20 protein-coding genes and 3 pseudogenes are annotated in these 26,687 nt (G+C 51.3%); 8 read left to right on the forward strand and 15 right to left on the reverse strand.

The window, feature by feature from the left end:
* From ACLQ6D_RS03655 to ACLQ6D_RS03670, 4 genes are all read left to right on the forward strand, one after another.
* On the forward strand, window positions 1–261 hold a 261-nt coding region (locus ACLQ6D_RS03655; protein ID WP_411725921.1), incomplete at its 5' end, for a hypothetical protein.
* Entirely contained in the window at window positions 258–593 is a 336-nt protein-coding gene (locus tag ACLQ6D_RS03660) for a hypothetical protein (RefSeq protein WP_411725922.1), read from the forward strand. The genes ACLQ6D_RS03655 and ACLQ6D_RS03660, both read left to right, overlap by 4 nt.
* Window positions 594–836: 243 nt before the next feature.
* Window positions 837–1,421 carry a hypothetical protein gene (locus ACLQ6D_RS03665; RefSeq protein ID WP_411725923.1) on the forward strand — a complete coding sequence of 195 codons (585 nt, stop codon included), beginning with the start codon at window positions 837–839 and terminating at the stop codon, window positions 1,419–1,421.
* Between the two features lie 15 nt (window positions 1,422–1,436).
* Window positions 1,437–2,873: a Dyp-type peroxidase gene (locus tag ACLQ6D_RS03670; protein WP_411725925.1), complete on the forward strand. Its 1,437-nt coding sequence runs from the start codon at window positions 1,437–1,439 to the stop codon at window positions 2,871–2,873.
* A gap of 240 nt (window positions 2,874–3,113) precedes the next feature.
* On the opposite strand, the gene ACLQ6D_RS03675 is transcribed toward ACLQ6D_RS03670, so the two are convergent.
* The 13 genes and pseudogenes from ACLQ6D_RS03675 to ACLQ6D_RS03735 form a co-directional block, all read right to left on the reverse strand.
* A complete protein-coding gene (locus tag ACLQ6D_RS03675) occupies window positions 3,114–3,452 on the reverse strand; it encodes a hypothetical protein (protein WP_411725927.1) in 339 nt (112 codons plus the stop codon).
* Window positions 3,453–4,012: 560 nt separating this feature from the next.
* Window positions 4,013–7,153 carry an efflux RND transporter permease subunit gene (locus ACLQ6D_RS03680; protein WP_411725929.1) on the reverse strand — a complete coding sequence of 1,047 codons (3,141 nt, stop codon included), beginning with the start codon at window positions 7,151–7,153 and terminating at the stop codon, window positions 4,013–4,015.
* Between the two features lie 48 nt (window positions 7,154–7,201).
* A complete protein-coding gene (locus ACLQ6D_RS03685) occupies window positions 7,202–8,380 on the reverse strand; it encodes an efflux RND transporter periplasmic adaptor subunit (RefSeq protein WP_411725931.1) in 1,179 nt (392 codons plus the stop codon).
* A complete protein-coding gene (locus tag ACLQ6D_RS03690) occupies window positions 8,377–9,597 on the reverse strand; it encodes a TolC family protein (protein ID WP_411725933.1) in 1,221 nt (406 codons plus the stop codon). The genes ACLQ6D_RS03685 and ACLQ6D_RS03690 overlap by 4 nt, the downstream gene beginning before the upstream one ends.
* Window positions 9,598–9,706: 109 nt before the next feature.
* Window positions 9,707–10,648 (reverse strand): annotated as a pseudogene (locus ACLQ6D_RS03695) (FAD:protein FMN transferase).
* Window positions 10,641–11,234, reverse strand: coding sequence for a carboxymuconolactone decarboxylase family protein (locus ACLQ6D_RS03700; RefSeq protein ID WP_411725934.1), 594 nt, complete (start codon window positions 11,232–11,234; stop codon window positions 10,641–10,643). The pseudogene ACLQ6D_RS03695 and the gene ACLQ6D_RS03700 overlap by 8 nt, the downstream one beginning before the upstream one ends.
* 173 nt (window positions 11,235–11,407) lie before the next feature.
* Window positions 11,408–13,654: a copper-transporting P-type ATPase gene (locus ACLQ6D_RS03705; RefSeq protein WP_411725935.1), complete on the reverse strand. Its 2,247-nt coding sequence runs from the start codon at window positions 13,652–13,654 to the stop codon at window positions 11,408–11,410.
* 79 nt (window positions 13,655–13,733) lie between these two features.
* On the reverse strand, window positions 13,734–14,111 hold the full coding sequence (locus tag ACLQ6D_RS03710; RefSeq protein WP_411725937.1) for a DUF2934 domain-containing protein: 378 nt from the start codon (window positions 14,109–14,111) through the stop codon (window positions 13,734–13,736).
* 100 nt (window positions 14,112–14,211) lie between these two features.
* On the reverse strand, window positions 14,212–16,983 hold the full coding sequence (locus ACLQ6D_RS03715) for a cation-translocating P-type ATPase (protein WP_411725938.1): 2,772 nt from the start codon (window positions 16,981–16,983) through the stop codon (window positions 14,212–14,214).
* 28 nt (window positions 16,984–17,011) lie between these two features.
* A complete protein-coding gene (locus ACLQ6D_RS03720; protein ID WP_411725940.1) occupies window positions 17,012–17,350 on the reverse strand; it encodes a hypothetical protein in 339 nt (112 codons plus the stop codon).
* An 82-nt stretch (window positions 17,351–17,432) separates the two neighbouring features.
* Entirely contained in the window at window positions 17,433–20,555 is a 3,123-nt protein-coding gene (locus ACLQ6D_RS03725; protein WP_411725941.1) for an efflux RND transporter permease subunit, read from the reverse strand.
* Window positions 20,556–20,557: 2 nt separating this feature from the next.
* Entirely contained in the window at window positions 20,558–21,976 is a 1,419-nt protein-coding gene (locus ACLQ6D_RS03730) for an efflux RND transporter periplasmic adaptor subunit (protein ID WP_411725942.1), read from the reverse strand.
* The gene (locus ACLQ6D_RS03735; protein WP_411725944.1) at window positions 21,969–23,348 is read right to left on the reverse strand and encodes a TolC family protein; all 1,380 of its coding nucleotides are present in this window, start codon (window positions 23,346–23,348) and stop codon (window positions 21,969–21,971) included. The genes ACLQ6D_RS03730 and ACLQ6D_RS03735 overlap by 8 nt, the downstream gene beginning before the upstream one ends.
* Window positions 23,349–23,529: 181 nt before the next feature.
* Here ACLQ6D_RS03735 and ACLQ6D_RS03740 point away from each other — a divergent pair, with 181 nt between their 5' ends.
* The 4 genes and pseudogenes from ACLQ6D_RS03740 (at window position 23,530) to ACLQ6D_RS03755 (ending at window position 25,926) form a co-directional block, all read left to right on the forward strand.
* Entirely contained in the window at window positions 23,530–23,832 is a 303-nt protein-coding gene (locus ACLQ6D_RS03740; protein ID WP_411725945.1) for a hypothetical protein, read from the forward strand.
* Between the two features lie 332 nt (window positions 23,833–24,164).
* A pseudogene (locus ACLQ6D_RS03745) lies at window positions 24,165–24,506 on the forward strand (IS3 family transposase); the annotation flags it as partial.
* 49 nt (window positions 24,507–24,555) lie between these two features.
* Complete coding sequence (locus ACLQ6D_RS03750) at window positions 24,556–25,665, forward strand: hypothetical protein (protein ID WP_411725946.1); 1,110 nt, start codon at window positions 24,556–24,558, stop codon at window positions 25,663–25,665.
* Between the two features lie 51 nt (window positions 25,666–25,716).
* The gene (locus tag ACLQ6D_RS03755; protein WP_411725947.1) at window positions 25,717–25,926 is read left to right on the forward strand and encodes a hypothetical protein; all 210 of its coding nucleotides are present in this window, start codon (window positions 25,717–25,719) and stop codon (window positions 25,924–25,926) included.
* A gap of 107 nt (window positions 25,927–26,033) precedes the next feature.
* On the opposite strand, the gene ACLQ6D_RS03760 is transcribed toward ACLQ6D_RS03755, so the two are convergent.
* Together ACLQ6D_RS03760 and ACLQ6D_RS03765 are read right to left on the reverse strand one after the other, a co-directional pair.
* Window positions 26,034–26,237: a DUF2442 domain-containing protein gene (locus tag ACLQ6D_RS03760; protein ID WP_411725948.1), complete on the reverse strand. Its 204-nt coding sequence runs from the start codon at window positions 26,235–26,237 to the stop codon at window positions 26,034–26,036.
* Window positions 26,238–26,383: 146 nt separating this feature from the next.
* Window positions 26,384–26,578, reverse strand: a pseudogene (locus ACLQ6D_RS03765) (DUF4160 domain-containing protein); the annotation flags it as partial.
* Window positions 26,579–26,687 lie beyond the last annotated feature (109 nt).

A 26,687-nucleotide genomic window follows, 5' to 3' on the forward strand; every position in this document is an offset into this window, starting at 1 on the left:
CATTGGTTACGCAATGACTCGACGCGATGTCGGAATGCTTTGCATTTTCACTACGCAAAAAAACGCTTCGTGAAAACGCCCAGCCCTATCGCTTCTGGGGACTACTCGACTCCTGTCTCGCAGCGTATGCCTAACTTAGCGGGTAAGGCTTATGCGCTATCTGTCTTAAGCCCACTTAAACCTTGGACGACATGGTTAAACCAGATTATTTTGATACGCGGACGTTTACAAGCAAGCAATGACAGTGATTTAAAAAATTGACTTTTATTCACTATGCACGTTGGCAAGTGGTGTGCCGACATGATTGGCTGGGTGAACCGCCAGGGCAGGTCAAATACAACTATCTTTTGTTTTTCAGTAATTTCAATGGCACATGGGATCAATATATAGATGCCTTTTCGGATGTTTTGCCCAGAGGCCTTAATTTAATATGGCGCTGGAGCGTTAAATTTCCGGGTTCAGTCCCCGTTACACCTTTTAAGAATTATACCCGCTTGATTCAATATGATACCGATTACTACTACAACGTCTATCCTGGCGCCGCAACGACTGACGTAAGGGCCGCTTTATTCTTAATAGGAAGCGCTCGCTAAATTTGCCGAGGCCAACAAAGACTTGGAACCCGCAGCTTTTAAACTGGCCTACAACAAATTCCTCATTAGCGTACAAAATAGCCTGATGAGTACTGGGGCAGGCCCACGCTTTACTGAACGCCATCAAGTAGCCTCCTCTTGTGGATCTAAAGGAGCCCAACATGTCAATTAACTGTTCGTGGTTATCTAAAGATTACCAAGCCAATAAACCGCATCCTCAATAAAAATGGTCAGGCTTACGGCTTGACTGTGCTTGCACCGTTTAAAAATGATAATGCTGATGATCTACGTAGTTATTTAGCGAAAATACCATCCGTTGATGTAGACAGTCCCCTAGCCAATATTCCTTTAACGCACAATGCGCGTTTTAATATTATTGATGATCTGCCATTTGTGGGTGCGCCCGCACTGTACGACCATTTGCAGTACCAGTACCTGTTGTTTCCCTGTGTGTTCGATACCGGTAATACCAAATGGAATTCAGTCAGACGCGATCTAGATACCTATTTGATGCACATGTTTGAGGCCATACCTACGGAAATTAGCGCGATATGGGGGCATTGTGTCGGTTTTCCTGTAACATTGACGTTATCGGCGTTTCAAGGTTTTGTTAAGAAATATCAAATAAGTGGCGGCTTTTTCTTTGCCGACTATCCGAACAGTAGTGCCAAAGAGGTACGTAAGGCCTTGTTTGAGCAGAAGCAATTCATTAACTTCGTCATCAAGGCGCAAGATATTCCTGATTCCGTTCAGCTCAAAGCTGATTTCTTTGAGTTTTATAAATCACTTGGGGATATGCCAACTCCCCCACCTGGCAGCATTATTTAACAGTGAGGATAGAAAATGACAACTCAAGCACCTGTTGAGACACTCGACCTTGATGATATTCAAGGATTTGTCATACGTACCTATCCCTTGCCTTGCGCCCGCTATGTCTATGTACATGTCGAGGACAAGCATGTTGCTGAAGCCCGCAATACGCTTGAAAAACTGACCCAACACGTCACCCAGGCCAGTGTCTGGCTAAATGACACCAAGGAACTGGATCAAGCCCTTAATATTGCCCTTACCTTTAAAGGTCTGATGGCATTGGGTCTGCCCGCCAGTTCCTTAATAACATTTCCAACCGCGTTTGCAGAAGGCATGGCTAACCGCAAGATATTATTGGGTGATGAAGGGGATAGCGATCCTAAAAACTGGGATAAGGTATGGCAAGACAGTAACACCGACAATAACAAAGCGATACATCTCTGGCTGGCAATTTTTGCCGCTACTGAAAACAAACGGGACAGCTACTATAACGAACTTAACAAACTGATGGGAGATGGTAGCGGTATGAGTGTTTTAGGTTTTGAGGATGCGGGCCTATTGAAAGATCCCAAGACCAAAAAATACTTGAACACCGAACATTTCGGTTATCGCGATGGTATCAGTGATGTCGAGTTTAAGGGTATGCCATTCCCTCATGTCGATGGTCGTGGCAAATTGATGCCCGATGGCAGTTGGTCGCCGTTGGCGACCGGTGAGTTTTTGTTGGGTTATCCAGATGAGTCACCGGAATGCCCGGTAGCCCCCATGCCCCACACACTTGCCCGCAATGGCACGTTTATGGCGGTTAGAAAGTTACATCAAAACGTAGCGAGTTTCCGTAAATACCTGGATGAACAAAGCAAAAAATTTCCTGGTGGCAAGGAATTACTTGCCGCTAAATTTGTTGGCCGCTGGCGGGATGGCACACCGTTGACATTATCTCCAGACAAAGAAGATTCGGCTCTGGCCGGAGATGACAGCCTCAATAATAGCTTCAATTATAAAGAAGATATGGATGGTCATCGGTGTCCGATGGGTGCACACATTCGTCGCATGAATCCGCGTGATGCCATGTTGTTTAGTAAATTGGCTGACCGTAGGCGCATTATGCGCCGTGGTTTTCCCTATGGGCCATACACACCGGAAGATCAACCGGTCAATGATGCCGACGAACATGGCATTATGTTTTTTGCCATAAATTCGAATTTTGAACGGCAGTTTGAATTTGTCCAGCAGCAGTGGGTACATTATGGCAATGATTTTTTTCAAGGGGATGACAAAGATCCCTTGGTAGGCAGCAACGAAGGCAAAGGAAAAATGGTTATCCAAGGCGATAGCAGGACAGATCGTCCACCCCATATTTGCACTGGCTTACCTTCGTTTGTTAACACCCGTGGTGGTGATTACTTTTTCATCCCCAGCTTAACCGCCTTGCGACAAATAGCACTGGGCATAGTAAGCACGATTTAGTTGCTTTGATTTACAAAAGGCAGATTTGCTAGTGACGCTACCAATAATGGTGATAGCATCAGAAAAATGGGTATTAACTGAAACGACATTCACTGTTTAGTCCCAAAGCAACATGATATTTCTCCTGTGCCGCTCATACCTGCTGCCTCACAATCGACCTGTAGAGCCGGTTATAAAAGAGTCCTTGCATCATTGCGAGGGGATGAAAGCATTTCCATCCCCTGCGTTTGGATGACGAGTTTACATCTGGCGATGCATCTTCGCCATTTCCAAGTTTTCCTCGACGGCTTTTTCATAGGCGTTAATCAGCCATTGGCAATGGTCTTTAAAACTTTGTGCCTGTCTACCGTAGAGATAGCTTTTTGACTCGTATTGGCTAAGAAGTTTCTTGTGCTCATCAACCTTAAGCTGCATTTCGTTCGCCACTACCTCATAGTGTTGCGCCAGCGCTTCATGATCGGCCTTGGATCCTGCGTTTCGCACGGCCACGCTCATATCCATCGGATGCGGGTTCATCTTGGCGCAAGCGGTCAGTAAACCAAGAGCCAAAAGCAGGGTAATCAGTAATTGTGTTTTCATGGGTTTTCTCCAGATTAATTAAATAGTTAAGATAACATGGTTTTTTTAGCTCGTTTTTTAAAGCCCTAGGATTGATGAACGAAACTAGGCTCATCAAATGCAGTCTATAAACCTTCTTTACATTTAAGCACAAATGATGCCATATTTAAAATTAATAAGTTAAGTATTTTAAACTTGTATTTAAGTCTGTTTGCACAATAATGGTGTATTGACAGTAATTAACGCACCTTATTAAGGCAGCCCCGATAATGTTGATTGTTCAGTATCTCCACGTCTGTGAGTTTCCTGGAACTGTAAAACTGGGATGAATAGGTATCGCCAGAGCGTACCACAATAAGTTGACGTGTCGGGATACGGTTACTCGAAGGACTTGTATACGTTCTCACTTCCTGGATCTCTTCAACTATTTCCATACGGTTAATTTGGTTTTGAGTTCATTTTGAAATCCTCTACGACGTTAAACGAATAGGGGCTACTTCGTGTTCCGATGACCGTAGTCAAAAAGTAGTGGCCGATGATGCGTTGTAGTACTGATTCCAGCCGATGCTCATCAAAACCGCTCATACCGCCGACTTTCCTTCGAGAAACTTGATGTCCCTGTGCCAGCGCCAGATCACGTAAACCGCCGGGATCACGAACAAGGTCAGCATCATGGCCGAAAAGACACCGCCGATCTGGGGCGCGGCCAGGCGTTTCATCACGTCCGCACCGGCACCGCTCGCCCACATTACGGGCAGCAGGCCGATGACATCCACCAGGCCGATTATCGCCATGGGGCGAATGCGCTCCAGTGCGCCGTTATGGACGGTTTCGATCAGATCGTCGAGGGTGCGCAACCCACCCACCACCTGACGGCGGCGGCAGGCTTCGTCCAGATAGGCCAGCATCACGGCACTGGTTTCGGCCGCCGTACCGATCACCGTGAGACTGCCGACCCACACCGCGATGCTGATGTTGTAGTCCAGCAAGAACACCAGCCACACGGCACCCACCAGCGACATGGGCAGGCCCACCATGACGATGAGGGTTTCGCCAATAGAGGGGAAGACGAAGTAATACAGCACGAAGATGATGGCGACAGTCAGCGGCACCGCTAGCTTCAGCCGCTCCTTGACCCGCTGCATGAATTCGTACTGGCCCGACCAGACGATGGTATAGCCGGCGGGTAGTTCGACCTTCCCTTGCACGACCCGCTTCAAGTCCTCCACGTATCCGCCCACATCGCGCCCGGCCAGGTCTACGTAAACGTAGCCGGACAACATGCCGTCCTCGTCACGGATCATGGCCGGGCCGGACACCATTTTCAGGTCGGCCAGTTGCGCCAGCGGCACCTGGGCACCGTTGGGTGCGCTGACCGTCACACGTCTCAGTTTGTCCAGGTCGTCGCGCAGTTCGCGCAGATAGCGCAGGTTGACTGGGTAGCGCTCACGCCCTTCGATGGTCGTGGTGATGCTTTCCCCGCCGATGGCCGATTCTATGATCTTGCCGATGTCCATGACGGTGAAGCCGTAGCGGGCGATTTCCTCGCGCTTGATGGAGAAGTCCAGAAAATAGCCACCCGAAACCCGTTCCGCATAGGCGCTGCGGGTGCCGGGCACGTCCTTGGCGACCATCTCGATGGCTTTTCCGATCTCCTCGATCTTTTTCAAATCAGGCCCGAAAATTTTGATGCCCACCGGCGTGCGGACGCCGGTGGTGAGCATGTCGATGCGCGCCTTGATGGGCATGGTCCAGGCATTGGTGACGCCGGGGAATTGCAGCGCAGCGTCCATTTGTGTAATCAGGTCTTCGTAAGTGACACCTTCCCGCCACTGTTCCTTGGGTTTTAATTCCACCACCACTTCCATCATGGAAAACGGTGCCGGATCGGTTGAGGTTTCCGCGCGCCCGGCCTTGCCGAACACACGTTCCACCTCTGGGAAAGACTTTAGTTTTTGATCCATTTGCTGTAATAGCTTGCCGGCCTCGGTCACGGAAATACCCGGCAAGGTGGTCGGCATGTAGAGGATCGTGCCTTCGTATAGCGGCGGCATGAATTCCGAACCCATGCGCTGTAACGGCACGGCGATGCTGGCCAGCATCAATACAGACAGCGCCACCAAGCCGACCCGATGGCGTAAGGCCAGGGTCAAAACTGGTGCGTACAGCCGCCGCAACAGCCGGGTGACGGGATGGCGCTGTTCAGGAAAAATCCGTCCGCGCATCAACCCAGGTAGACAGGCTGGTACTAGTGTGATGGTCAGTGCCGCAGTAACGGCTATCCCCAGGTTGGTAGTCCAGGCCAGCGGTTTGAACAACCGGCCTTCCTGCGCTTCCAGGACAAAAATCGGGATGAAGGAAACGGCGATGACTAGCACCGAGGCGAAGATCGTCGGTCCCACTTCCTTGGCCGAGTCGATAAGCACCTGCAACCGGTCGCCCGGCCGACCATCCCGTTCCCATTCCTCCAGGCGCTTGTGGGCGTTGTCCACCATGACGATGGGCGCGTCCACCATGTCCCCTATCGCCAGGATGATGCCGCCGATGCTCATGATGTTCATGCCCACGCCGAAGAAATACATCGGGATAAAGGCGATGAGGATGGCGATGGGCAAGGTGACGATGGGAATGAACGCCGAGCGGATATGCAGGAGAAAAGCGACGACCAGCACACCGGTGACTATCAGCTCTTCCGCCAGGTTTTCGCTGGCCGTAGCGATAGACTCCCGGATCAGGTCGCTGCGGTCGTAGACGGTGACGATTTTGACACCCTTGGGCAGGGAAGGCTCGATTTCCTTGAGCTTAGCCTTGACCCGCTCGATAACGGCGGGCGCATCCTCCCCATAGCGCATGATGACCACACCGCCCACCGCCTCTCCTTGGCCATCCAGTTCCACGATGCCGCGCCGCATGTCGGGGCCGAGGGTGACCGTGGCAATCTCGCGCAGCAGTATCGGCGTACCGTTGGCATTGGCGCCCACGGCGATTTTCTCGATATCGGCGGTAGATTTGATGTAACCGCGCCCCCGGATCATGTATTCCACCCCGGAGAACTCGACGACTCGCCCACCCACATCGAGGTTGCTCATCCGCACTTTGTCGATGATCTCGTTCAGATTGAGCCGGTAGGCCAGCACCTTGGTGGGATCGAGATTGATCTGGTACTGGCGCACGAAACCGCCCACGCTGGCGACTTCGGCAACGCCGTCCACAGCCCGGAGCCAGTAGCGCAGATACCAGTCCTGGAACGAGCGCAGCGATGCCAAGTCCTGCTGTCCCGTTGTATCCACTAGCGCGTATTGAAACACCCAACCTACCGCCGTGGCATCCGGCCCTAGCTGAGGCGTCACGCCTTCCGGCAGACGCCCCGAGAGTTGGTTCATATATTCCAGAACACGGGAACGCGCCCAATAGATGTCGGTGCCGTCCTTAAACAGCACATACACGTAGGAATAACCGAAGTCCGAAAATCCCCGCACGACCGTCACATTGGGCGCGGACAGCAGGGCGGTGATGATAGGATAGGTGATCTGGTCTTCCACCAGATCCGGAGAGCGCCCCATCCAGGTTGTATAGATGATGACCTGGGTGTCGGATAAATCCGGCAAGGCATCGATGGGGGTGTTCTTCATGGCCCATAAGCCGCCAGCGGCCAGACCGAAGACCAGCAGAAAGACGATGAAGCGGTTTTTAGCGCTGAATTCTATGATTTTTTCGACCATGACCGATCCTCATACACTATTTGGAATGTCTGTTGAAACGGGACGATCTTAATGCTTCATCCCTTTCATGCTACCTACTGCATTCTTGAGCTGGCTCTCGGAATCGAGCAGGAAGTTCGCCGAGGTGACGATATGTTCGCCCTCGTACAGTCCCTCCAGAATTTCGATCCAGTCACCGCTGCGTTGGCCTATTTTTACGTTGCGCCATTCAAGTTTGCCGCCACCCAGATGAATAAAGATGATCTGCCGCTCCCCGGTTTCCAGCACCGCATTTTTGGACACCACCAACCGTTTTCCCAGCGGCACGGCAAGCTCCAAATTAGCAAACATTCCCGGTTTGAAAATTTCTGACGGGTTATCCAGTTCGAAGCGAACCTTGGCGGTGCGGGTTTGCGGGTCAACCGTCGGATAAATGAAAACGATCCGGCTTTGATACTGATTTTTGGGTGCGTAGGACAGACTGAGAAGCGCAGTTTGGCCCAGTTTTATCAGCGGCAGTTCATATTCGTAGATATCGGCCAGCACCCACACCTTGGTCAGATCGGCAATGGTATAAAGTTGATCGCCGGGATTAACGTGCATGCCGGCTAAAGCAGTTTTAGTAATGACCGTGCCGGTGAGTGGCGCATGGATCGGCAGGGTTTTCAGCACTTCACCGGTGCGTTCCAGATCACGGAGGTGGTAGTTTTCAATATCCCACAGGCGTAAACGCCGACGCGCGACATCAAGCAACGAATTTGCGCCCCTCGCAACTTCGGGGAATTCGCTGTTTCCCAACGCTTTTGCGCTTTGCAGGGCAAGCAGATATTCCTGCTGGGTCGCCACCAGTTCTGGGCTATACAGGGTAAACAGTATCTGCCCTTTTTTGACATGTTCACCCGTGGTGTTCACAGTGAGCTGCTCAATCCAGCCTTCTATTTTTATATTCACCTGGGCGATTAAACGCTCATCGATTTCCACACGGCCCACTGTACGGATGTTTTGTTCCATAAGCCGGTATTTGGCTTCCTCGAAGGTGACGCCAATCGATTGCAGGCGTTCGACATCGATGTTCATGATATTTTTGGAATCAGGCTTTTTGGGTGCGGCTAAGTGATCCGCTCCGGCATGATTCGGGGGTTCTCCTGTATATGCTGGCGGTGCAGCCATCAGCAGCAAGAAATAAATGGTTATTGCACCCCACTTATTGAATAGTTGCTTGATAAGCATGCTTTGTTGTTGAATCATGGCCGTTCTCCAATGATGCCCTCTAGCCGGGCGAGGGCTTTTTCATGTTCGACCATTTCACTGTGCAGTTCGATTTCATTGTCTAGGAGGGTCAGCAAGCTGGTCAGCAAACTGAGGAAATCCACTTTGCCGACGCCATAACTCGCCTGGGCTGCGGCAAGCGTGAAATGTGCCTGAGGAATGATGGCACCTTGAAGGATGCGGATAAGTTCTTCGGCGCGTTGTGCCTGCGCGATATTGTCTTTGACGCGAAACAGCAGTTCCTGCCTGACATTCTGTAAATCGTCCTTGCTGGCCTCCCGTCCGGCAACCGCCTCTTTCACCCCTTGCCGTTGTTTGGTGGCAAAGTAAAGTGGAACTTCCACATTGAGCATGACCTGATAACCGTTGAGTCCCGTCGGTTCTTCACGGATACCGCTGGCGCTGAGTTCAAAATTGGGTAAATATTCCCGTTTTGCCAGATCTATGGTTTTATCGCCGCGTTCCACGCCCTTTATCCGAGTGGCAAGCAGTGGCGCCGAGTTGCCGACCAGTACTTCCATCTGTTCCTGGCTGTGTTGCAACGGCATCATTGCTATCTCTTCCGGAACTCCCAATGGACTAAAAGGATCGCGATTCAATATCCGATTAATGTCTGCTGACAGCGATTGTTTGCGTTGTTCTAAACTGGCCAGCCGCGCAATCAGCCGCGAAATTTCCGTTTGTGCCCGGTAGACATCCTGTTGCGCTCCCTTTCCTACCGCATAGTACGCCTCGGCGGTTTTCTCGAACTGAACCAGCAGGCGCTTGTTTTTCTCTACGATCGCTATCGATTTGACAATTAAATGGAGATTGTAATAGGCCTCTTTGAGGGCAGCCACTATTGCTAGCCGGGTCGCCAGATAGTTTTGTTCCAGCATTTCGGCTTCACTGGAAGCAATATCTCCTTTGAGGCCGAGTTTACCAGGAAACGGAATTGCCTGGCTGACGCCAACCATCGTTTCCCGTTTTTCCAAATCCCTGTGACTCAATAGAAGTTTAGGATCGGGGAGGGTTTGGACCTGGGAGATTCTGGCCTGAGCCGATACCCAGCGTTGTTCGGCCGCCTTGATTTCAGGGTTTTGGTCCAACGCTTCCTGGATCAATTGCGCCAATGGCAAAACCGGCTCAACGTTGTGGTCAGCGGCGGGAATCAAAGCAGGCCACAACAAGCTGGCCCATAGCAAGGCAAATTTCATGATGAACACAAAAAAATTAATTACTATCTGCTTTCTTTTCATCAACTAAATCTCACTAACGCAACTAACAAAACGTCTGAACAACTGAGTATTTCCTGGTAGGCCAGACTCACTCCCACCACACTATCGCATCGTTAGACTTTGTAGCAATCGACCCTCCTGATACGCCATGCACATCAACCCAAAGGTGAGGCAGCCCCAGATCTTGCAACCAGTCAGTCCCCTGGGATTCCTTAAGCATGGCTATCGTTGATGCGCTGCCAGCCACGACACAAAATTCACCAACCACGCTCACCGCCGCAAGATGGCGCACCAGCCATCCTGTTTTGGGATTTAATACATGACCGTAGCGAACACCATTGACCAGTATGCAACGCTCATAATCTCCGCTGCTAGCCAGAGCGCCTTTATACAGCAACAAGGTATCCAGCAACGCATCCTTGCTACGCGGATGCCGTATGCCTATCCGCCAGGGACGGCCATCATCACGGGGGGCCGATCACTTTAATGTCTCCGCCAAGATTAACCATGCCATGCCATGCCTTATCCCTAGTCCGTAACACAAGGACGCTGCTCGATCCACGGCATATTCCTTGACCACGCCGCCGAAATCAATTTCCATGCCCGACACTGAAAATTTCAACACAGACCGTTTCCAAATCACTTTATGCCAGCCAACCTTGTCTAGCAGTCCATCAATCAACGACTGCTCCGGCAACTTGCCTTGGTCGAATTTCCAGGCACGGCGCAAAATGCCGGATGTGATGTCAAACATGCCATCGCTCTGCTCATAGCAAGACACCGCATAATCCAGCAAGCAGGCAGTTTCGTCATCAACGCCGATACTGCCGCCAATAGCCGCCACACGGTTGATTTCAGACAAAAAACTGTCGGCCTTGTAACGTGAATACAACGTTTCCAGTCTTTGCACATCGGCAATGGCGGCATCCGCAGCATGTCTGGCCTTCGCTTCGTCACGGGCAAACAGTTGTATATCGCACGGGGTTCCCATTGCTTTGAACTCACGGCGATAGTACTTTAGATTATTCATTATTGCGATCTGCACTTTCCGGCAGACGGCAAAACCCTTGTGCAGGCAAATCCAGGGCACTGTTAAATTTGCTAGATAAATTCTGAAAGGCAATGAGTCCGGTTAGTTCGACTATTTCATCTTCGTTAAAGTATTCATACAGGCGCCGAGTCAAACCGTAATCAACCTGCCGGTCGGTATACGTCATAGCCTCGACATATTCCAGGACAACCCTTTCCTTGTTATCAAACAACTCGCTTTCTTGCCATCGTTCAAGGGCTTCCACCTTGTTCATGGAGCCCGTTCTTTTTGCCAACACGGCGGAGTTAATATCAATACAAAAACGGCAGCCGTTTATTTGCGATACCCTCACCGTAATCAAGGATCGCAGGACTGGATCGATAGGGCTACTTTTTCTATCCAGCACCCCATAGAGTAGGGCTATCGCTGCAAACAACCTGGGGACTCTGGCCCAAATCAATGCAGGCTTAAGAATTTGTCCGTATTTTCTTTTTTGATTCCAAAAGAATGGACGAAGGTACCAAGGATAACTGGAAATGGGCTTTTCTGTGACTCTCATATCATAATCGAAGCAGTTATTAAACATCCGGACTCATCCGAAGACGGTACGGGCAATGGCTTAGCGTCAAAGGCCGGCCTGTTCATTTAGCAAACCATTGAAAAAAGATTTTTACACCATCCTGCATACCGAAACGGGATTTGCGAGTTGAAAAAGCGCCAGGGACGGACTTTTCAACATCCTGTCAAGTTAACCCACGGTTACAATGCTACACGCCTCAGCCGTAACGCATTGGTAATGACCGAAACCGAACTTAAACTCATGGCAGCCGCTGCGATCATCGGCGACAGCAAAATGCCAAAAAAAGGATACAGCACACCGGCGGCAATAGGTACACCCAGGATATTATAAACAAATGCAAAAAACAGGTTCTGACGGATGTTGCGCATGGTAGCCCGGCTTAAATGACGGGCTTTAGATAGCCCCAATAAATCACCTTTTACCAGCGTGACGCCTGCGCTTTCCATGGCTATATCGGTGCCTGTACCCATGGCAATACCTATGTGCGCCCCCGCCAAAGCCGGAGCATCGTTAATGCCATCTCCTGCCATTGCCACGATACGGCCTTCGGCCTGCAATTGTTTAACGATTTTGGTTTTCTGTTCGGGCAGTACTTCCGCTTCAACCCGGTCTATGCCGAGTTTTTTTGCCACTGCATTGGCTGTAGTTTTATTATCACCGGTTAACATGACGACTTTTATCCCCGCTTCGTGCAGGGCTTTCAACGCTTCCGGTGTTGATGATTTGATACGATCGGCGACACTAATAAATCCGCCGAGCTTCCCGTCTACGGCAACAAACATGACGGTCTGCCCTTCGAGGCGAAGCTCGTCAGCCTTTTTATTTAAAGAAGTTGTATCGATATTCTGCGCTTCCATTAATTTGGCATTACCCAGCGCAACCTGACGGTCTAAAATTCTGCCACAAACACCTTTACCGGTTACAGATTCAAATTGTTCTCCGGTGGCCAGCTTGATGCCTTTTTCTTCAGCACCTTTAATAATGGCGGCGGCAAGCGGGTGTTCGCTGGCTCGTTCCAGGCTTGCGCCGAGATACAATATTTCTTCTTCGGAAAAATCTTTGCTGGCTATTACTGACGTGAGACGGGGTTTACCCTCTGTCAGCGTACCGGTTTTGTCGATCACTAACGTATCTATTTTTTCCATGATTTCCAGTGCTTCGGCATTTTTAATCAGGATACCAGCGGTCGCACCACGTCCGGTTCCGACCATGATTGACATGGGGGTCGCCAATCCTAATGCGCAGGGACAAGCGATTATCAATACGGCTACCGCATTCACTATGGCATGAGCCAATCTGGGTTCAGGTCCCCATTGCCACCATACCGCAAGCGTAATGATTGCCGTCAGCACCACAGCAGGGACAAAGTAACCGGCAACCACATCGACCAGTTTTTGAATAGGCGCCCGGCTGCGTTGCGCTTCACTGACCATGTGTACTATTTGGGAAAGCAAGGTATCACTGCCAACACGTTCGGCACGCATCAATAAACTACCCGTGCCGTTAATTGTTGCGCCTATAAGCGGCATATCGACAACTTTTTCGACCGGAATCGATTCACCCGTCACCATAGATTCATCGACTGAACTAGTGCCTTCAAGCACTACACCATCAACCGGCACTTTCTCACCGGGTCGCACACGCAAAATATCGCCGGGCTTCACTTGTTCCAGTGGGATATCGGTTTCGCTGCCGTCGGCATGGTGAATACGGGCCGTTTTCGGAGCCAGTCCCAAGAGCATTTTAATCGCACTGCTGGTCTGGCTTCTTGCCCGCAATTCCAGTACTTGTCCTAATAATACCAATGCAGTAATAACTGCGGCCGCTTCAAAGTAAACCGCCACCGCATCATTTTCATCACGCATGAGCAGCGGAAAAATCTGCGGAAAAAAGGTTCCTACCACACTATAAATCCAGGCAACACCAACACCTAATGCGATCAAGGTGAACATATTCAGACTGCGATGAATAACAGAAGCCCAACCGCGTTGAAAAAACGGCCAGCCACCCCACAAAACGACCGGAGTGGCTAAAGCAAATTCAAGCCATTGCAACTTGTGGATGGTCAGCAAACCAGCAATTAATTCCGGCATCAGGTCGTGAGCCATCGCCAGAACGAACACCGGCATCGACAGCGCGGTACTGACCCAAAACCTACGGCTCATATCGATGAGTTCGTGGTTTTCCTCTGTCACCCCTGAAACGTCTCGGGATTCCAGAGCCATTCCACACTTGGGGCAGGAACTCGGCACATTACGAATAATTTCTGGATGCATCGGGCATACATACTCAGTACGAATTTCGGGAGCAGAATCCACCACTTTCTCTAATGCCATTCCGCATTTCGGACAACTTCCCGGTTGTTCCTGGCGAAATTCAGGGTGCATGGGGCAGGAATAAATATTTTCGTGAGCATATTTTGTCATTGTCTTGCCCTATAGTTGTAAACTGTGGGCAAAAGAGCCTGCCCACATTGCCTGGCTGAAACATAGTAATATCTTCCGGTTAGCGGCTCCACTCTGCAATCAATTTTTTGCATTCAGATCTCCATTTACAGTCTTCTTCTTGACAAGTCTTGCCCGGAGCCGTGCGAAAGCAGGGGCGATGATGAGTGGCATTCTGGATGGACTGAATCAGTTCGATTTTCAGATTGATACACTCAGGGTTTTCAACACCCACCGATTTTGCCAGTTGTTGTAGACCCAGGATGGTCATAGCACCATCTTCTTCAGCCATAGACAGATAAAGTGCAATATGCATCTTTACATATTCATTTTCGGCTGCCAGCCAATCATCCAGCTCCCTGCCGGGTGCAAAATTTCTGGCTTCTGCTTTGTAATAAGCCGCTTCTGAAATCCACTGGTGACGAGTTACGTTTTCCACAATTTGATTTTGAATTGTTAAGGCGCAATTCAGGTGAAAAGATAAAGGGTCGCCGTTTCCATAGCGTAGGATTGTGTGTTTGCTTGAAACATTATTTATTTCAATCCTTCTTTGCCCGGAGGCGGCGGATAACTTTTCTCAGTTCCAGGACAATCAGCGGTATAAATCCAACCCCGATCCAGGCCGCGCACTGATTTAGCGACACCGGTTCGATCTGAAACAGCGTTTGTAGCATTGGAACATGGTGTATCGTCAATTGCAAGGCGAAGCTCACTGCCACAACCATAAACAGGCGCATGTTGGAAAACAGGCCTATCTGCCAGAGGGTGCGCTGCTCGCTCCGTGCGCCGAAGGCGCGCAGCAGCTCGGCGATCACCAGGGCGGTAAAGGCGGCATCGCGGGCTTGCTCAAGGCTGTTGTTGATGTAGAGTTCATAAGCAAACACGCCGAGAGTGACGCCGGCGGTCAGCAAGCCGGTGAACAGGGTTAGTTTGAGGAAATCCCGGTTGAATAGCGCCTCCTGGGAACGTCGCGGCGGGCGATTCAATACGCCGGGGTCAATCGGGTCAGTCGCCAGGGCGAGCGCAGGCAAGCCGTCTGTCACCAGGTTGATCCACAGAAGATGCAGCGGCAGAAGCGGCATGGGCCAGCCCAGAAGGACCGCGCTCAGCATCACGATCAATTCTCCGGTATTGCCGCTCAGCAGATAGGCCAACGTTTTGGCGATATTGTCATAAATGCCCCGTCCTTCTTCTACGGCAGCGACAATGGAGGCAAAATTGTCATCGGTGATGATGATATCTGCAGCCTCCTTGGTCACCTCAGTGCCGGTGATGCCCATGGCGATTCCGATGGAGGCCTCCTTGATTGCAGGGGCATCGTTAACCCCATCCCCAGTCATCGCCACTACTACGCCCTGCGCCTTCCATGCACGGACTATTCGGAGCTTGTGCTCGGCAGTAACCCGCGCATAAACTGAAACCTGTACCACACGTTCCTTCGTCGCTTCGTCATCCAGGTGGTCAAGCTCAGCACCAACGAGAACTTGGTCGCCCTTGCCCAGAATGCCCAATTCATGGCCTATTGCCCGCGCAGTATCGGGATGATCGCCAGTGATCATCACGGTTTTTATGCCTGCCCGTTTACATTTGGCCACAGCCTCCTTCGCCTCACTTCGAGGTGGGTCCTGTAAGCCTACGAGCCCCAAAAGGGTAAGCTCCTGCTCGATCGTGGTATCGCTTACAACCATGCCTTCTTCGAAACTGAAACCGTCCAGTGGGCGCTCAGCGACGGCAAGCACGCGCAAGGCATCGTTCGCAAGTAATGTGTTAGCATGAAATAGCCGGATACGGTCGCTCTCAGTCAGCTCCCTCACACCCCGGTCGGTACGGATCAGGGTGCAACGGCTGAGAATAACTTCGGGTGCGCCTTTGACGAATGCCCAGGGATGATTCTCCTGACGACGGATGAGGGTCATGCGTTTGCGGTCGGAATCGAAAGGCACAGCAGCCAGGCGCGGCATTTCAGCCTCGATGACCGCACGGGTAATACCGCCTTTGGCGGCGGCCACCAATAATGCCCCTTCAGTGGGATCGCCCACTACTACAGGCCGGTCATCTACTAGAGTGAGTTCGGCATCGTTGCAGGCGGCCGACGTACGCAGCAAGGCCAGGAGTTCTGGGCTTTTTGACGTCAGGCTTTCCATATTGCCGGAAAAGAATGCGCCTTCCGTAGCGTAACCTTCGCCGGTGACGCGATACAAGTTCTCTGCGGTAATCAACTTGCGGGCTGTCATTTCACCCATCGTCAGCGTGCCGGTCTTGTCCGTACAGATAACCTGAACACGGCCTAGCGTTTCAACCGAGGCCATGCGCCGCACTAAGGCATGACGCCGCACCATGCGCTGCACACCCAAAGCGAGCGCGACCGTCACTACCGCCGGTAGCCCCTCGGGAATAGCGGCTACCGCAAGACTCACCGAACTCAAGAATAGCTCAAACGGCCCGGTTCCGCGCAGTAATCCGAGACTGAAAATCAGCGCGACTATGCCGAAACAGGCCCATAACAACATGCGCGCTACCCGGTCAAGGTGGCGTTGCAGCGGGGTTTCTCCGCTTTCGGCGGCGTCCAGAAGTTTGGCGATGTGGCCGAGTTCCGTCTCCATCCCGGTATTAACCACCAATGCGCGGCCGGTACCTCCGGTCACGCTGGTGCCGAGGAAGACCATATTTTTCCGCTCCGCCAGAGGCGCTTCCGAAGGCAAGCCGTCGGTGAATTTGCCTACGGCTTGCGATTCACCGGTGAGCGGCGCTTCGTTGATACGAAGAACCGATACCTGGATCAGCCGAGCGTCCGCAGCGACCAGATCCCCGCCTTCCAGCATCAGGATATCGCCAGGGACGATTTCAGTCGCGGCAACCACTGCGCTATGGCCGTCGCGCACCACGCGGCAATGGGGCGCTGTCAAACGAGCCAATGCTGCCGCCGCCTTCTCGGCACGATACTCCTGAATAAAACCGATCACCGCGTTCAGGATGACGATGGCAATGATGGCGATGCCGTCTACAGTTTCACCCAGTGCGGCGGAAACAGCGGCTGCGCCAATCAGCACCCAAATAACCAGGCTTTTGAACTGACTTACAAAAATGGCAAGCGCCGAGACACGCTTGCCCTTGCGCAGTTTATTTTGCCCATACCGGGCGAGCCGGGCAGTCACTTCCTTATCGCCAAGCCCTTGCTCCACATCGGTCGCAAGAAGGCTTGCGGCTTCGGTAATCGATAGCTTGTGCCATTCCTTCATAGTGATGTTCCTCTTTTTATTAACATTAAGAATATAAAGAGTTCTTGCATCATTGCGAGGGGATGAAAGCATTTCCATCCCCTGAGTTTGGATGACGTGTTTACATCTGACGATGCATCTTCGCCATTTCCAAGTTTTCCTCGACGGCTTTTTCATAAACATCAATCAGCCTTTGGCAATGGACTCCGTACCCAGTTGCCTGCTTACCAAACAACCACGGCTCGCGCTCGTATTGGCTCAGGATTTTCTTGTGTTCCTCAACCTTAGCTTGCATTTCTTTCGCCACGTCCTCATAGTGTTGCGCCAGCGCCTCATGATCGGCTTTGGATTTTGGGTTGTGCACGGCTTGACTCATATCCCTAGAATGCGGGTCAAATTCGGCACATGCGGTCAGCAGACCAAACGCAAAAAGCAGGATAATCAGGTATGTGTGTTTCATGGGTTTTCTCCAGAGTAATTCAAAAATAGTTAAAATGACATCGTTTTTCAGATTGTTAACGTAACATTCAGTTTTACCTCCTTTATCGGAATTGTTTGTTGATGGAATATTGTTTACACAGGGCATAAAGCGCCGGGATGACGATCAAGGTCAACAGCGTTGACGACACCATGCCACCGACCATCGGCGCGGCGATACGGCGCATGACTTCCGAGCCGGTGCCGGTACTCCACAGGATAGGCAATAGCCCCGCCATGATCGCGGTGACGGTCATTATTTTCGGTCGCAAGCGTTCTGCCGCGCCGGTCATCAGTGCGGCGTAAAGGTCTGCTTCAGTTATTCCCCGTCCTTCTTCCAGGCATTGCCGCTGCTTTTCCCGATAGGCTTGATCCAGATAAATCAGCATCACCACACCGGTTTCTGCAGCGACTCCCGCCAGGGCAATGAAACCGACGCCAACCGCCACGCTGACGTTGTAATCCAGAAACCACAATAGCCAGATACCGCCGACCAGAGCGAATGGCACCGACAGCATGACGATGAATGTCTCGGTCAGACGTCCGAAGTTGAGATAAAGCAAAACGAAAATAATACACAGCGTGAGCGGCACAACCAGTTGCAAACGCTGTTTGGCCCGTTCCATGTACTCGAACTGGCCGCTCCAGGTGATGTAGTAGCCCGCCGGGAACTTGACCACCTGCTGCACCGCCTGCTTGGCATCCCGCACATAACTGTCGATGTCGCGTCCCCGCATGTCGACGTAGATATAGGCGGACAGCAAGGCGTTCTCGGTGCGGATCGATGACGCGCCTTTGTCTAGGCTCAGATGCGCCAATTGCCCGAGAGGGACCATCGCCCCGCCGGGAACCGGGACAAGAACATGTGCGGCGATGGCTTGCGGGTTGTCGCGCAATTCACGCGAGTAACGGACAATGACGGCGAAACGTTCGCGGCCTTCCAGCATCGTGGTCACGGTCTCGCCGCCAATGGCGGTAGCAATGACATCTTGCACATCGCCGATTAACAGCCCATAACGCGCCAGGGCTTCGTAGTCTGGCGTGATATTCAGATAAAAGCCCCCGGTGATGCGTTCGGCGTAGGCGCTGGTGGTGCCGGGAACCGTCTTGACAGCCTGTTCGACCGTCTGCGCCAGACGCTCCATTTCCGCCAAATCCTTGCCGAACAACTTAATGCCGATAGGCGTGCGGATGCCGGTTGCCAGCATATCGATGCGGTTTTTGATCGGCATCGTCCAGGAATTGCTGACACCAGGAATTTGCAGGGCTTGGTCCATCTCAGCTATCAGCTTATCGACGGTCATGCCGGGCCGCCAGGTGGATTCGGGTTTCAGGTTGACAATGGTTTCCGACATCTCAAGCGGTGCCGGGTCGGTGGCGGTCAGCGCCCGTCCGGCTTTACCGAACACCGACTCAACCTCGGGAAAGCTTTTGATGATACGGTCTTGAGTTTGCAGCAATTCTGCCGCTTTGGTCGGGGGTAAACCCGGCAAGGTTAGCGGCATGAATAACAATGTGCCTTCATTCAGCGTCGGCATGAATTCACCGCCCAGACGCGAGGCCGGATACCAGGAAGCAGCCAGCATCAGCAGTGCGAAAACGAGCGTCAGTTTTTTGTGGCGCATGACCCCGGCGATGACCGGGCGATAAATCCGGATCAAGACCCGGTTGATGGGATTGCGTTGCTCCGGCAGGATTTTCCCGCGCACAAACAGCCACATCAATACCGGAACCAGCGTCACCGACAGCAGCGCCGCGCCTGCCATCGCGAAAGTCTTGGTATAGGCCAGGGGATGGAATAATCGGCCTTCCTGCGCTTCCAGCGCAAATACCGGCAGGAAAGAAACAGTGATGATCAACAGGCTGAAAAACAACGGTGGGCCGACTTCCTTGCAAGCGTTCAGCAATATTTCGAAACGCGGCAGGCGGTCGGAATCGCGTTCCAGATGCTTATGGGCGTTCTCGATCATGACAATGGCGGCATCCACCATTGCGCCGATAGCGATGGCGATACCGCCGAGGCTCATGATATTGGAATTCATCCCCAGCGACTGCATGGCGATGAAGGCGATCAGCACGCCGACGGGCAGCATTAAGATCGCCACCAGAGCGCTCCGTATGTGCAGCAGGAATAGTACGCAGACACTGGCGACTACCGCAGTTTCTTCCAGCAAGGTAGACGTAAGATTATCTATGGCGCGATGAATCAGCTCGGAACGGTCATAAACGGTTTGTATACTGACACCGGTTGGCAAGCCGGCGGTGATTTCGCGCAACCGGTCTTTCACATGGTCGATCACTTCCAGTGCATTCTGGCCGTAACGTGCCAGCGCAATGCCGGAAACCGCCTCGCCTTCGCCGTTCCACTCGGTGATGCCACGGCGCTCATCGGGAACCAGCTCCACCCGCGCTACATCCCGTAATAATACCGGAATACCGTTCTCAGCTTTCAGCACTAACCGTTCCAAATCAGCCTGACCACGCAGATAACCGCGTCCGCGCACCATGTACTCGGTTTCGGCGAGTTCAATAATCCGGCCACCGACATCGCGGTTACTGTTGCGGATGGTATCGCTGAGGGTATGTAAAGAAATGCCGTAAGCTTGCAGCTTGCGCGGATCGACGGTGACCTGATACTGCTGTACGAAGCCGCCGATGCTGGCTACCTCAGCCACACCTTGGGCTTTGGTCAATTGATAGCGCACAAACCAGTCTTGCAGGGTACGCAATTCCGCCAGTGACTGACTTTTCGCTAGCAAGGCGTACTGGTAAACCCAGCCCACGCCGGTCGCATCCGGCCCCAGTTGCGGCGCCGCGCCGCGCGGCAAGCGTCCGGCGAGCGTTGTGAGATATTCCAAAACCCGAGAACGCGCCCAGTAAATATCGGTGCCGTCCTCGAAAATCACATAAACGAAAGAAACGCCAAAGAAGGAAAAGCCGCGCACGACTTTTGAGCGCGGCACACTCAGCATGGCGGTCGTCAGCGGATAAGTGACCTGATCCTCAACGACTTGCGGGGCTTGTCCGGGATATTCGGTGTAAACGATCACCTGTGCGTCGGACAGGTCTGGCAGCGCATCCAGCGGCATCTTCGACAACGCATAAATCCCCCCTACTACAATGCCAAGGGTCGCCAGCAGCACCAAAAACACGTTTCGCAAAGACCAGGCAATAACATGATTCAACATGGCTAGTGGCCTCCCTGTTGTGCTTCAGGCATGGCCTGACTCGCCTCAGCATCAGGACTGTCAAAACTATCCAAGACCGACTTGAGATTGCTTTCGGCATCGATCAGGAAATTGGCACGGGTCACGACTTTATCACCCGCTTCCAGCCCGTCCAATACTTCCCTATATCCGTCCGCCTGTAACCCCAGTTTTACGGCACGCGGCTCGAACCGTCCCTCTCCACGTTGGAGTAGCACGATCTGCCGGATACCACTGTCAATGACCGCCGAATCGGGAACCGCCAAACGCGTTTTTTTGTTGCCTAATGCTGTTAGCGTTACACCGCCGTACAGTCCGGGTTTCAGCAAGCCTTCACTGTTTGACAACTCGATACGCACTTTGACGGTGCGGGTTTCCGTTGCCAGGGTCGGATAAATGAAGCCAACCTTACCGCTGAACAGCTGATCCGGGTAAGCGTTGATGGCCACTTGAGCGACCTGGCCTGAACGTATCTCGCCTATATCTTGCTCAAATACCTCCGCCAGCAGCCATACCGTGCCCAAATCGGCGATACGAAACAACAGTTCGCCGGGCATGAAACGCATACCTTCCACTGCCGGTTTCTCCAGCACCACGCCATTGACCGGTGCCAGCAATGGCAGGGTATCCAGAGGCTTCTCCTGGGTTTGTAAACGCCGTAATTGTGCCTGGGCAATGTCCCAATAATGTAAGCGCTGCAAGGCGTTTTCGGCTAGACGAGCCGCAGTATCTCTCGCCTGGGCACTACCCTGTTGCATCGCCAGTTGCCCTTGCTGGGCAATGAGATATTCCTGCTGGGCGGTCATCAGCTCCGGGCTGTAGATCTCCAACAAGGGTTGTCCGCGCTTGACGGTTTGTCCCGTCGTGTTCACATACAAACGCTGAATCCAGCCTTCAAACTTGGGTGTCACGGCATGGATGCGCCGTTCGTCAACCTGGATGCTGCCTAGCGCACGAATGCTGCGGGTCAGGGTACGTTTTGCCACGGTTTCAGTTTTTACGCCCAGCTTTTGTATTTTTTCCGGGCTGATCTGAATCTGCTTAGGAGTAGCCAGTTCACCTTCATAGACAGGAAGGTAGTCCATCCCCATTTCATCCTTTTTTGGCACGGGCGAAGTGTCGGCTGCACCCATCGGGTGACGGTAATACAAAATTTTACCGGATTTCGACTGCACCGACTGAACCTGTTCCTCCGCGTAAACGGGAACGTAGTCCATGCTCATCTCATCCTTGGCGGGTGTTGGCGAGGTGATTTGGGGGTTCATCGGGTGGCGGTAATACAGCGGCTTTCTTTCTCCGGTTGCGGTAACATCCTGGTTTTCCAGTACTTCCAGACGACCCACCCAGAATCCCAGGCTCACGCCCAGCATCAAAATCAAACATACCAAAAAATGTTTAGTCATGGCTCAACTCCTCGCCCACTTCAGCGGATAATTCGGCTAGGATTTGCTGAGTGCTGCTCAAGGCCTGCCAATACTGCGTCTGATACTGGAAAAAGCTCAGTTGTGTGCGTAGCAGATCGGTAAAGTCTGTCCGGCTCACTTGGTAGCCGGCCAGCAGGGAATTAACGGCCTGCTGCGCCTGCGGGATGATTTCATGTTCGAGCAGCAACAGTTTTTCTTTTGTCTGTTGATACTCGGCGGCTTTCGCTGCTATCTCGGCCTGAATTTTGTGATGCTCATCCAGTTGTGCATAGCGCTCCTGCAAGAGTTCGCTCTGACGTTGGTCAACCGCCTTGGCTTGCTTGCGACCCGCATAAATCGGCAGATTCATGCTCAGTTGGACGCTGGCGAAATCGCTACGCGACTGTCCTGACAACGTATCTTGCCGGATATCATAAAACGCACCAACAGTGAAGTCAGGGTAGAAACCCTTTTGAGCCAGATCGACCTTGGCCTTCGCCGCACCAAGCATCTTGCGGTGTTGGGCGAATAAAGGACGGATTTGCAAGGCCTTGTCCTGCAAGGCAGATTCGACAATGGCGGGTAACTTAAAATCGGCCTCCGCCGGAATCCGCACAGGCATTTCCGGTGTGCGATCCAGCAAGGCGTTGAACCGAGCATCCTGACCGTGGCGCATACCGATAAGGCTCAGTTTTTCGTCTTTAAGCTTGGAAAGTTCGAGTTGAGCCAAGAGTACATCTTGCTGCGACCCTTTGCCTACCTTATATTTGGCTTGGGCAATGTCGATGAGTTGTAGGAAAAACTGTTCGGCTTCGTCCAGTAAACTCAAAGCGCGGTCATAATAAAATAGCCGCCACCAGCCCATTTTAACTTCCCGCACCAACCGCAAACGCGCTTCATCAACCGAATCAGCGGCGGCCAATGCTTCCTGTTCGGCAATCTTTTCCCGCAATGCTAGCTTACCTGGAAACGGAATCTCCTGGCTTATGCCTACTTCCATCATGGTGAAGTCGTCCTGCCGCAGGTTAAAACTGTTGGTCGGCAGGTAAAGGGCGCCGAATTTGAGCTCTGGATCGGGCAAAGTGCCTTCTTGGGAAGGTACGGCAGCCATCGCCTCGGCACGGGCCTTGATTTCCCCCAAGCCAGGGTTGCCTAACAACGCTTGTTCAATCGCTTGATTGAGTGTCAGGATGGATTCATCCTTTTTTGTGGGCTGGGGCGTTTCAGCAACTGCCTCAGCCCAACTTACGCGGATTGCATTGGCAGAAATTTGAAAAACTGGGGCGAACGAAAATAGCGCCAACCCAAAAATCACTGCCCCCCACGTAGGACAAGCGCGGCGTAGCGGCGACGGACAAATAACAATAAACATGGAGTATTCCTCTCAAATCGGAACAAACAGGTTCCGCAGGTCGCAGAACCATAGTGCGCCAAACCAGTTAATGGTGTGACGCGGTTCGATTTCGAGGAGTGGCTAATTCAGTAGGGTGCAGAACCGATAGATGAGCAGAATCCGTCGCCCAGGAGGGGAATTGGTTTTTCGATGAGGCCTTATGAGTGGAAAAAATAGGATTAGGCAAACTACAGCCCAAATAAAGCTCAGAATGATTACCGGCAGGTCTGGTTTAGCCAGACGATTAAAATCGGGGAACGAATGGGTTTGCGAGTCAAGACACGGCTTGAGGGTGCAATCCTGCATAGTCTTGGGAGTATGCCTAGATACGCCTGAATCCGAACATCCGGGCATGTGCTCGGGCATTGCTGTCAATGCCGAGGGCATAGGCATAGTGCAGGTTGCTGTAATGGCCAAAGAAATCCAGCTCACCAGCAACACAAACACTAACGTGTGCAGATAAGGACGATTTCTTTTGGAATGCAACGCTGTTATCACAATGCTTCTCTAATTTGAAGGACAATTGTTTTGTAATCTAGCATAAGAGAAACTAAACAGCAATTTAATGTACGGTTCAGCGGTTTGATCGATATGAGTGTTAAAGTTCAAGATTTATAGGTCAGTATCAATAAAACCGTTTTAGGAAGAAAAAGCGGAGTTTATTTCTTTGGTGGCCAATTGTGAGTTTCCTCTACACAGTGTTTACACCAGGCATAAAGGGCATCATAAACGACTAACCCATGTTTCAACATTCCGTGATCATCAGTGTAGCAATGCGATAATCCCAGCTAAATCATGGCGTTGTGGCACCGAAAGATGCCAAAAGGCGTGGTTGTCCACTCTGACCGGGGCGGCCAATATTGTTCGGCAGCCTACCAGAAGCTACTGCTCAAACATCAACTGATTTGCAGCACGGGCAAGAAAGGCGACTGTTATGACAATGCGGCCATGGAAAGCTGAGGCCACAGCTTCAAGGTCGAAGCGGTGCATGGCGAACGCTTTAAAACCCGTTCCGATGCCAAATATCAGGTGTTCGAATACATTGAAGTGTATTACAATCGCAAACGGCTACACTCGTTGTGGGCAAGATCAGTTCGCTCGTCACGTCCCTTTGCCATTAGGCCAAACCCTTGTTGAAAAAACTGCCTAACCTTACGTTTTTTAAAGGATAAAATGGGAGTCCGAAATGATTAATAAAAAACTTGTACTGGTTATGAACTCTTTCACTTTCTTGCTTGGTATAGTTGCCCTTGCAATTGTTGGCTGTAAAAGCTCAACCCTGGTTCCTGTCACGGAAACGCTTGTCGGGGAAAACGGCTATGAGGGTTCTGTGTTTAAGGAACTAAAAGCAAAAGTTTGGGAAAAACCCTATAATGTGCTGCCGTCCTATCAAGTCGATAAAAAAAGGGTTCATTCTGATGAATTCGTCAAGCATTCTGCACGGACAGTGGATGTAAGCCGAGATCTCATAGAAAGCGACCGTTCTAAAATCGTACATCCCAATGGGATTTGCCTTTCCGGAGTTTGGAGTATCGCCCCAGGCAATGCCGACAATGCATATACCGGCTATTTTGCAAACGGCAGTAAAGGATTGCTGTTGGCTAGGTTGTCTACTGCCGGTACTAATGTGGATATTGATGAAAAGAGTAGTTTGGGCAAGCTTACGGGTGACGAATATATTTCATACGGTTTTACTGGCAAGATATTTCCGACAGTTGACGCAGAAGACCCCAGGAAATACCGGCCTGCCAATTTCATTACCCAGACTGACCTTGGTGGACAGCCAATTGCTGACATTAGCGATGTCGAAATGCTGAATGCCCCACACCTAACAGTGTTGAAAAGGGGGATTCTTGGCGGTGGAGTAAAGATTCTTGCTATAACAGGACGTACCTTCGAATCAGTCGATGAATCCAACACCATCAGGCAGGTTTACGAGATTGCGGAACTGGACAAGCCGTCTACGGAAAAGACGAACACACCGCAATATCTCAAGTTAGTGGCTTCCCCAATCCACAGAAAAAAACTGCCCAAAGGCGATTTTCGGAAAACGTTGCAAGAATATATTCAACGCGAAAAACAAATAGCATTCGATATCTTCGTCGCCAACGAGGGCTATACAAAGACGTTTACCAAACTTAAACGAGAAACGATAATAACTGACGGATGGAAAAAGCTAGGCACTGCCACCTTTTACTATGCCGTTAACTCACAGGCTTGTGATTTCAACCTGCACTTTCATCATCCGGCTTGGCGCAAAGATAGGAATGACCCTAGCACTGTTGTCCGCCATTAGGTTTCTGGGGTTGTCTTTAAAGGTTCACTGGACTCGGTTTCATTTGAGTTATTGACACGTCAAATTTATGATGATTTCCTTCTAAACCCGAAACAAAGCCCCCATTTTCTTGCCGAGCAAAACGCTGCAACCGATAAGCGTGACGGCAAGAAACAGCATGGCCCAGACGCCCAAGGCGGAAGCGACGTACAGGCCGGTGCCGATAAGCTGGAAGTCAGTCCGGGCGAAATCCCCAATAAGCCCAGGTACTGCAAAAATTGACGGCGAATCATGGTTTATGGGTAAAACTATACGCTTGAGATCCGATGGCTTCAAAAATGCGTACGCTCGGTTGAGGAACGAAACCCAGCCACGCCATGATGTTACCGTTAAGCTGCTTGTTTAGAGGGGTTTTGTGGTCGGCGAGCGGGTAAACCATACAACATACCTTCCATGCTAATATCTTCGTCTATATCAGGCCAATGGATTCCTTGACCATCACCGAGGATTTCAAAATTCTGCCGTTGCTTTTCAGTGGCTTCCGTTAAACGCCACGACCAAATCAAGGGAACGCTGATTGTCCGTCCATCCACGAACGGGCAATAATTTCATCTTCGGTGATCTGGGCATTCAATAATCGAGGTTCCGTTACGTTAACTACAGTGTTCATGCCATGCCTCCAGTATTTCAGGTAGTTGAGCTTTGATGAGTTTTCGAATGACGTTGAGTTCCTTTGGCGAAAGCCGCCATTCTTACCAAGGTAGATCGGTTCCAGCCAAAATGTGCAAATCAGTTTATCCCGCTGCACATAGACGTGTTTCGGTTCGCCGCAATCGAAGCTGTAAAAGAAGAAACGATTAAGAGCCGGAAATATTTTTAATGGCTGGCATGATTTACTACTTCTGAGTTGTGACTTGCAACTAATACCAATCACAGTAAGTTTTCTTATCAATAGTATGGGGTTATAATTCCACTTTAAAGTAAAACCTAAAGATGGGAGGCACCTATCGCCCGACCAAGACGATTACCCGAAGCGCTGCAGG

It is taken from the genome of Methyloglobulus sp., assembly GCF_046714055.1.
GTDB lineage: Bacteria > Pseudomonadota > Gammaproteobacteria > Methylococcales > Methylomonadaceae > Methyloglobulus.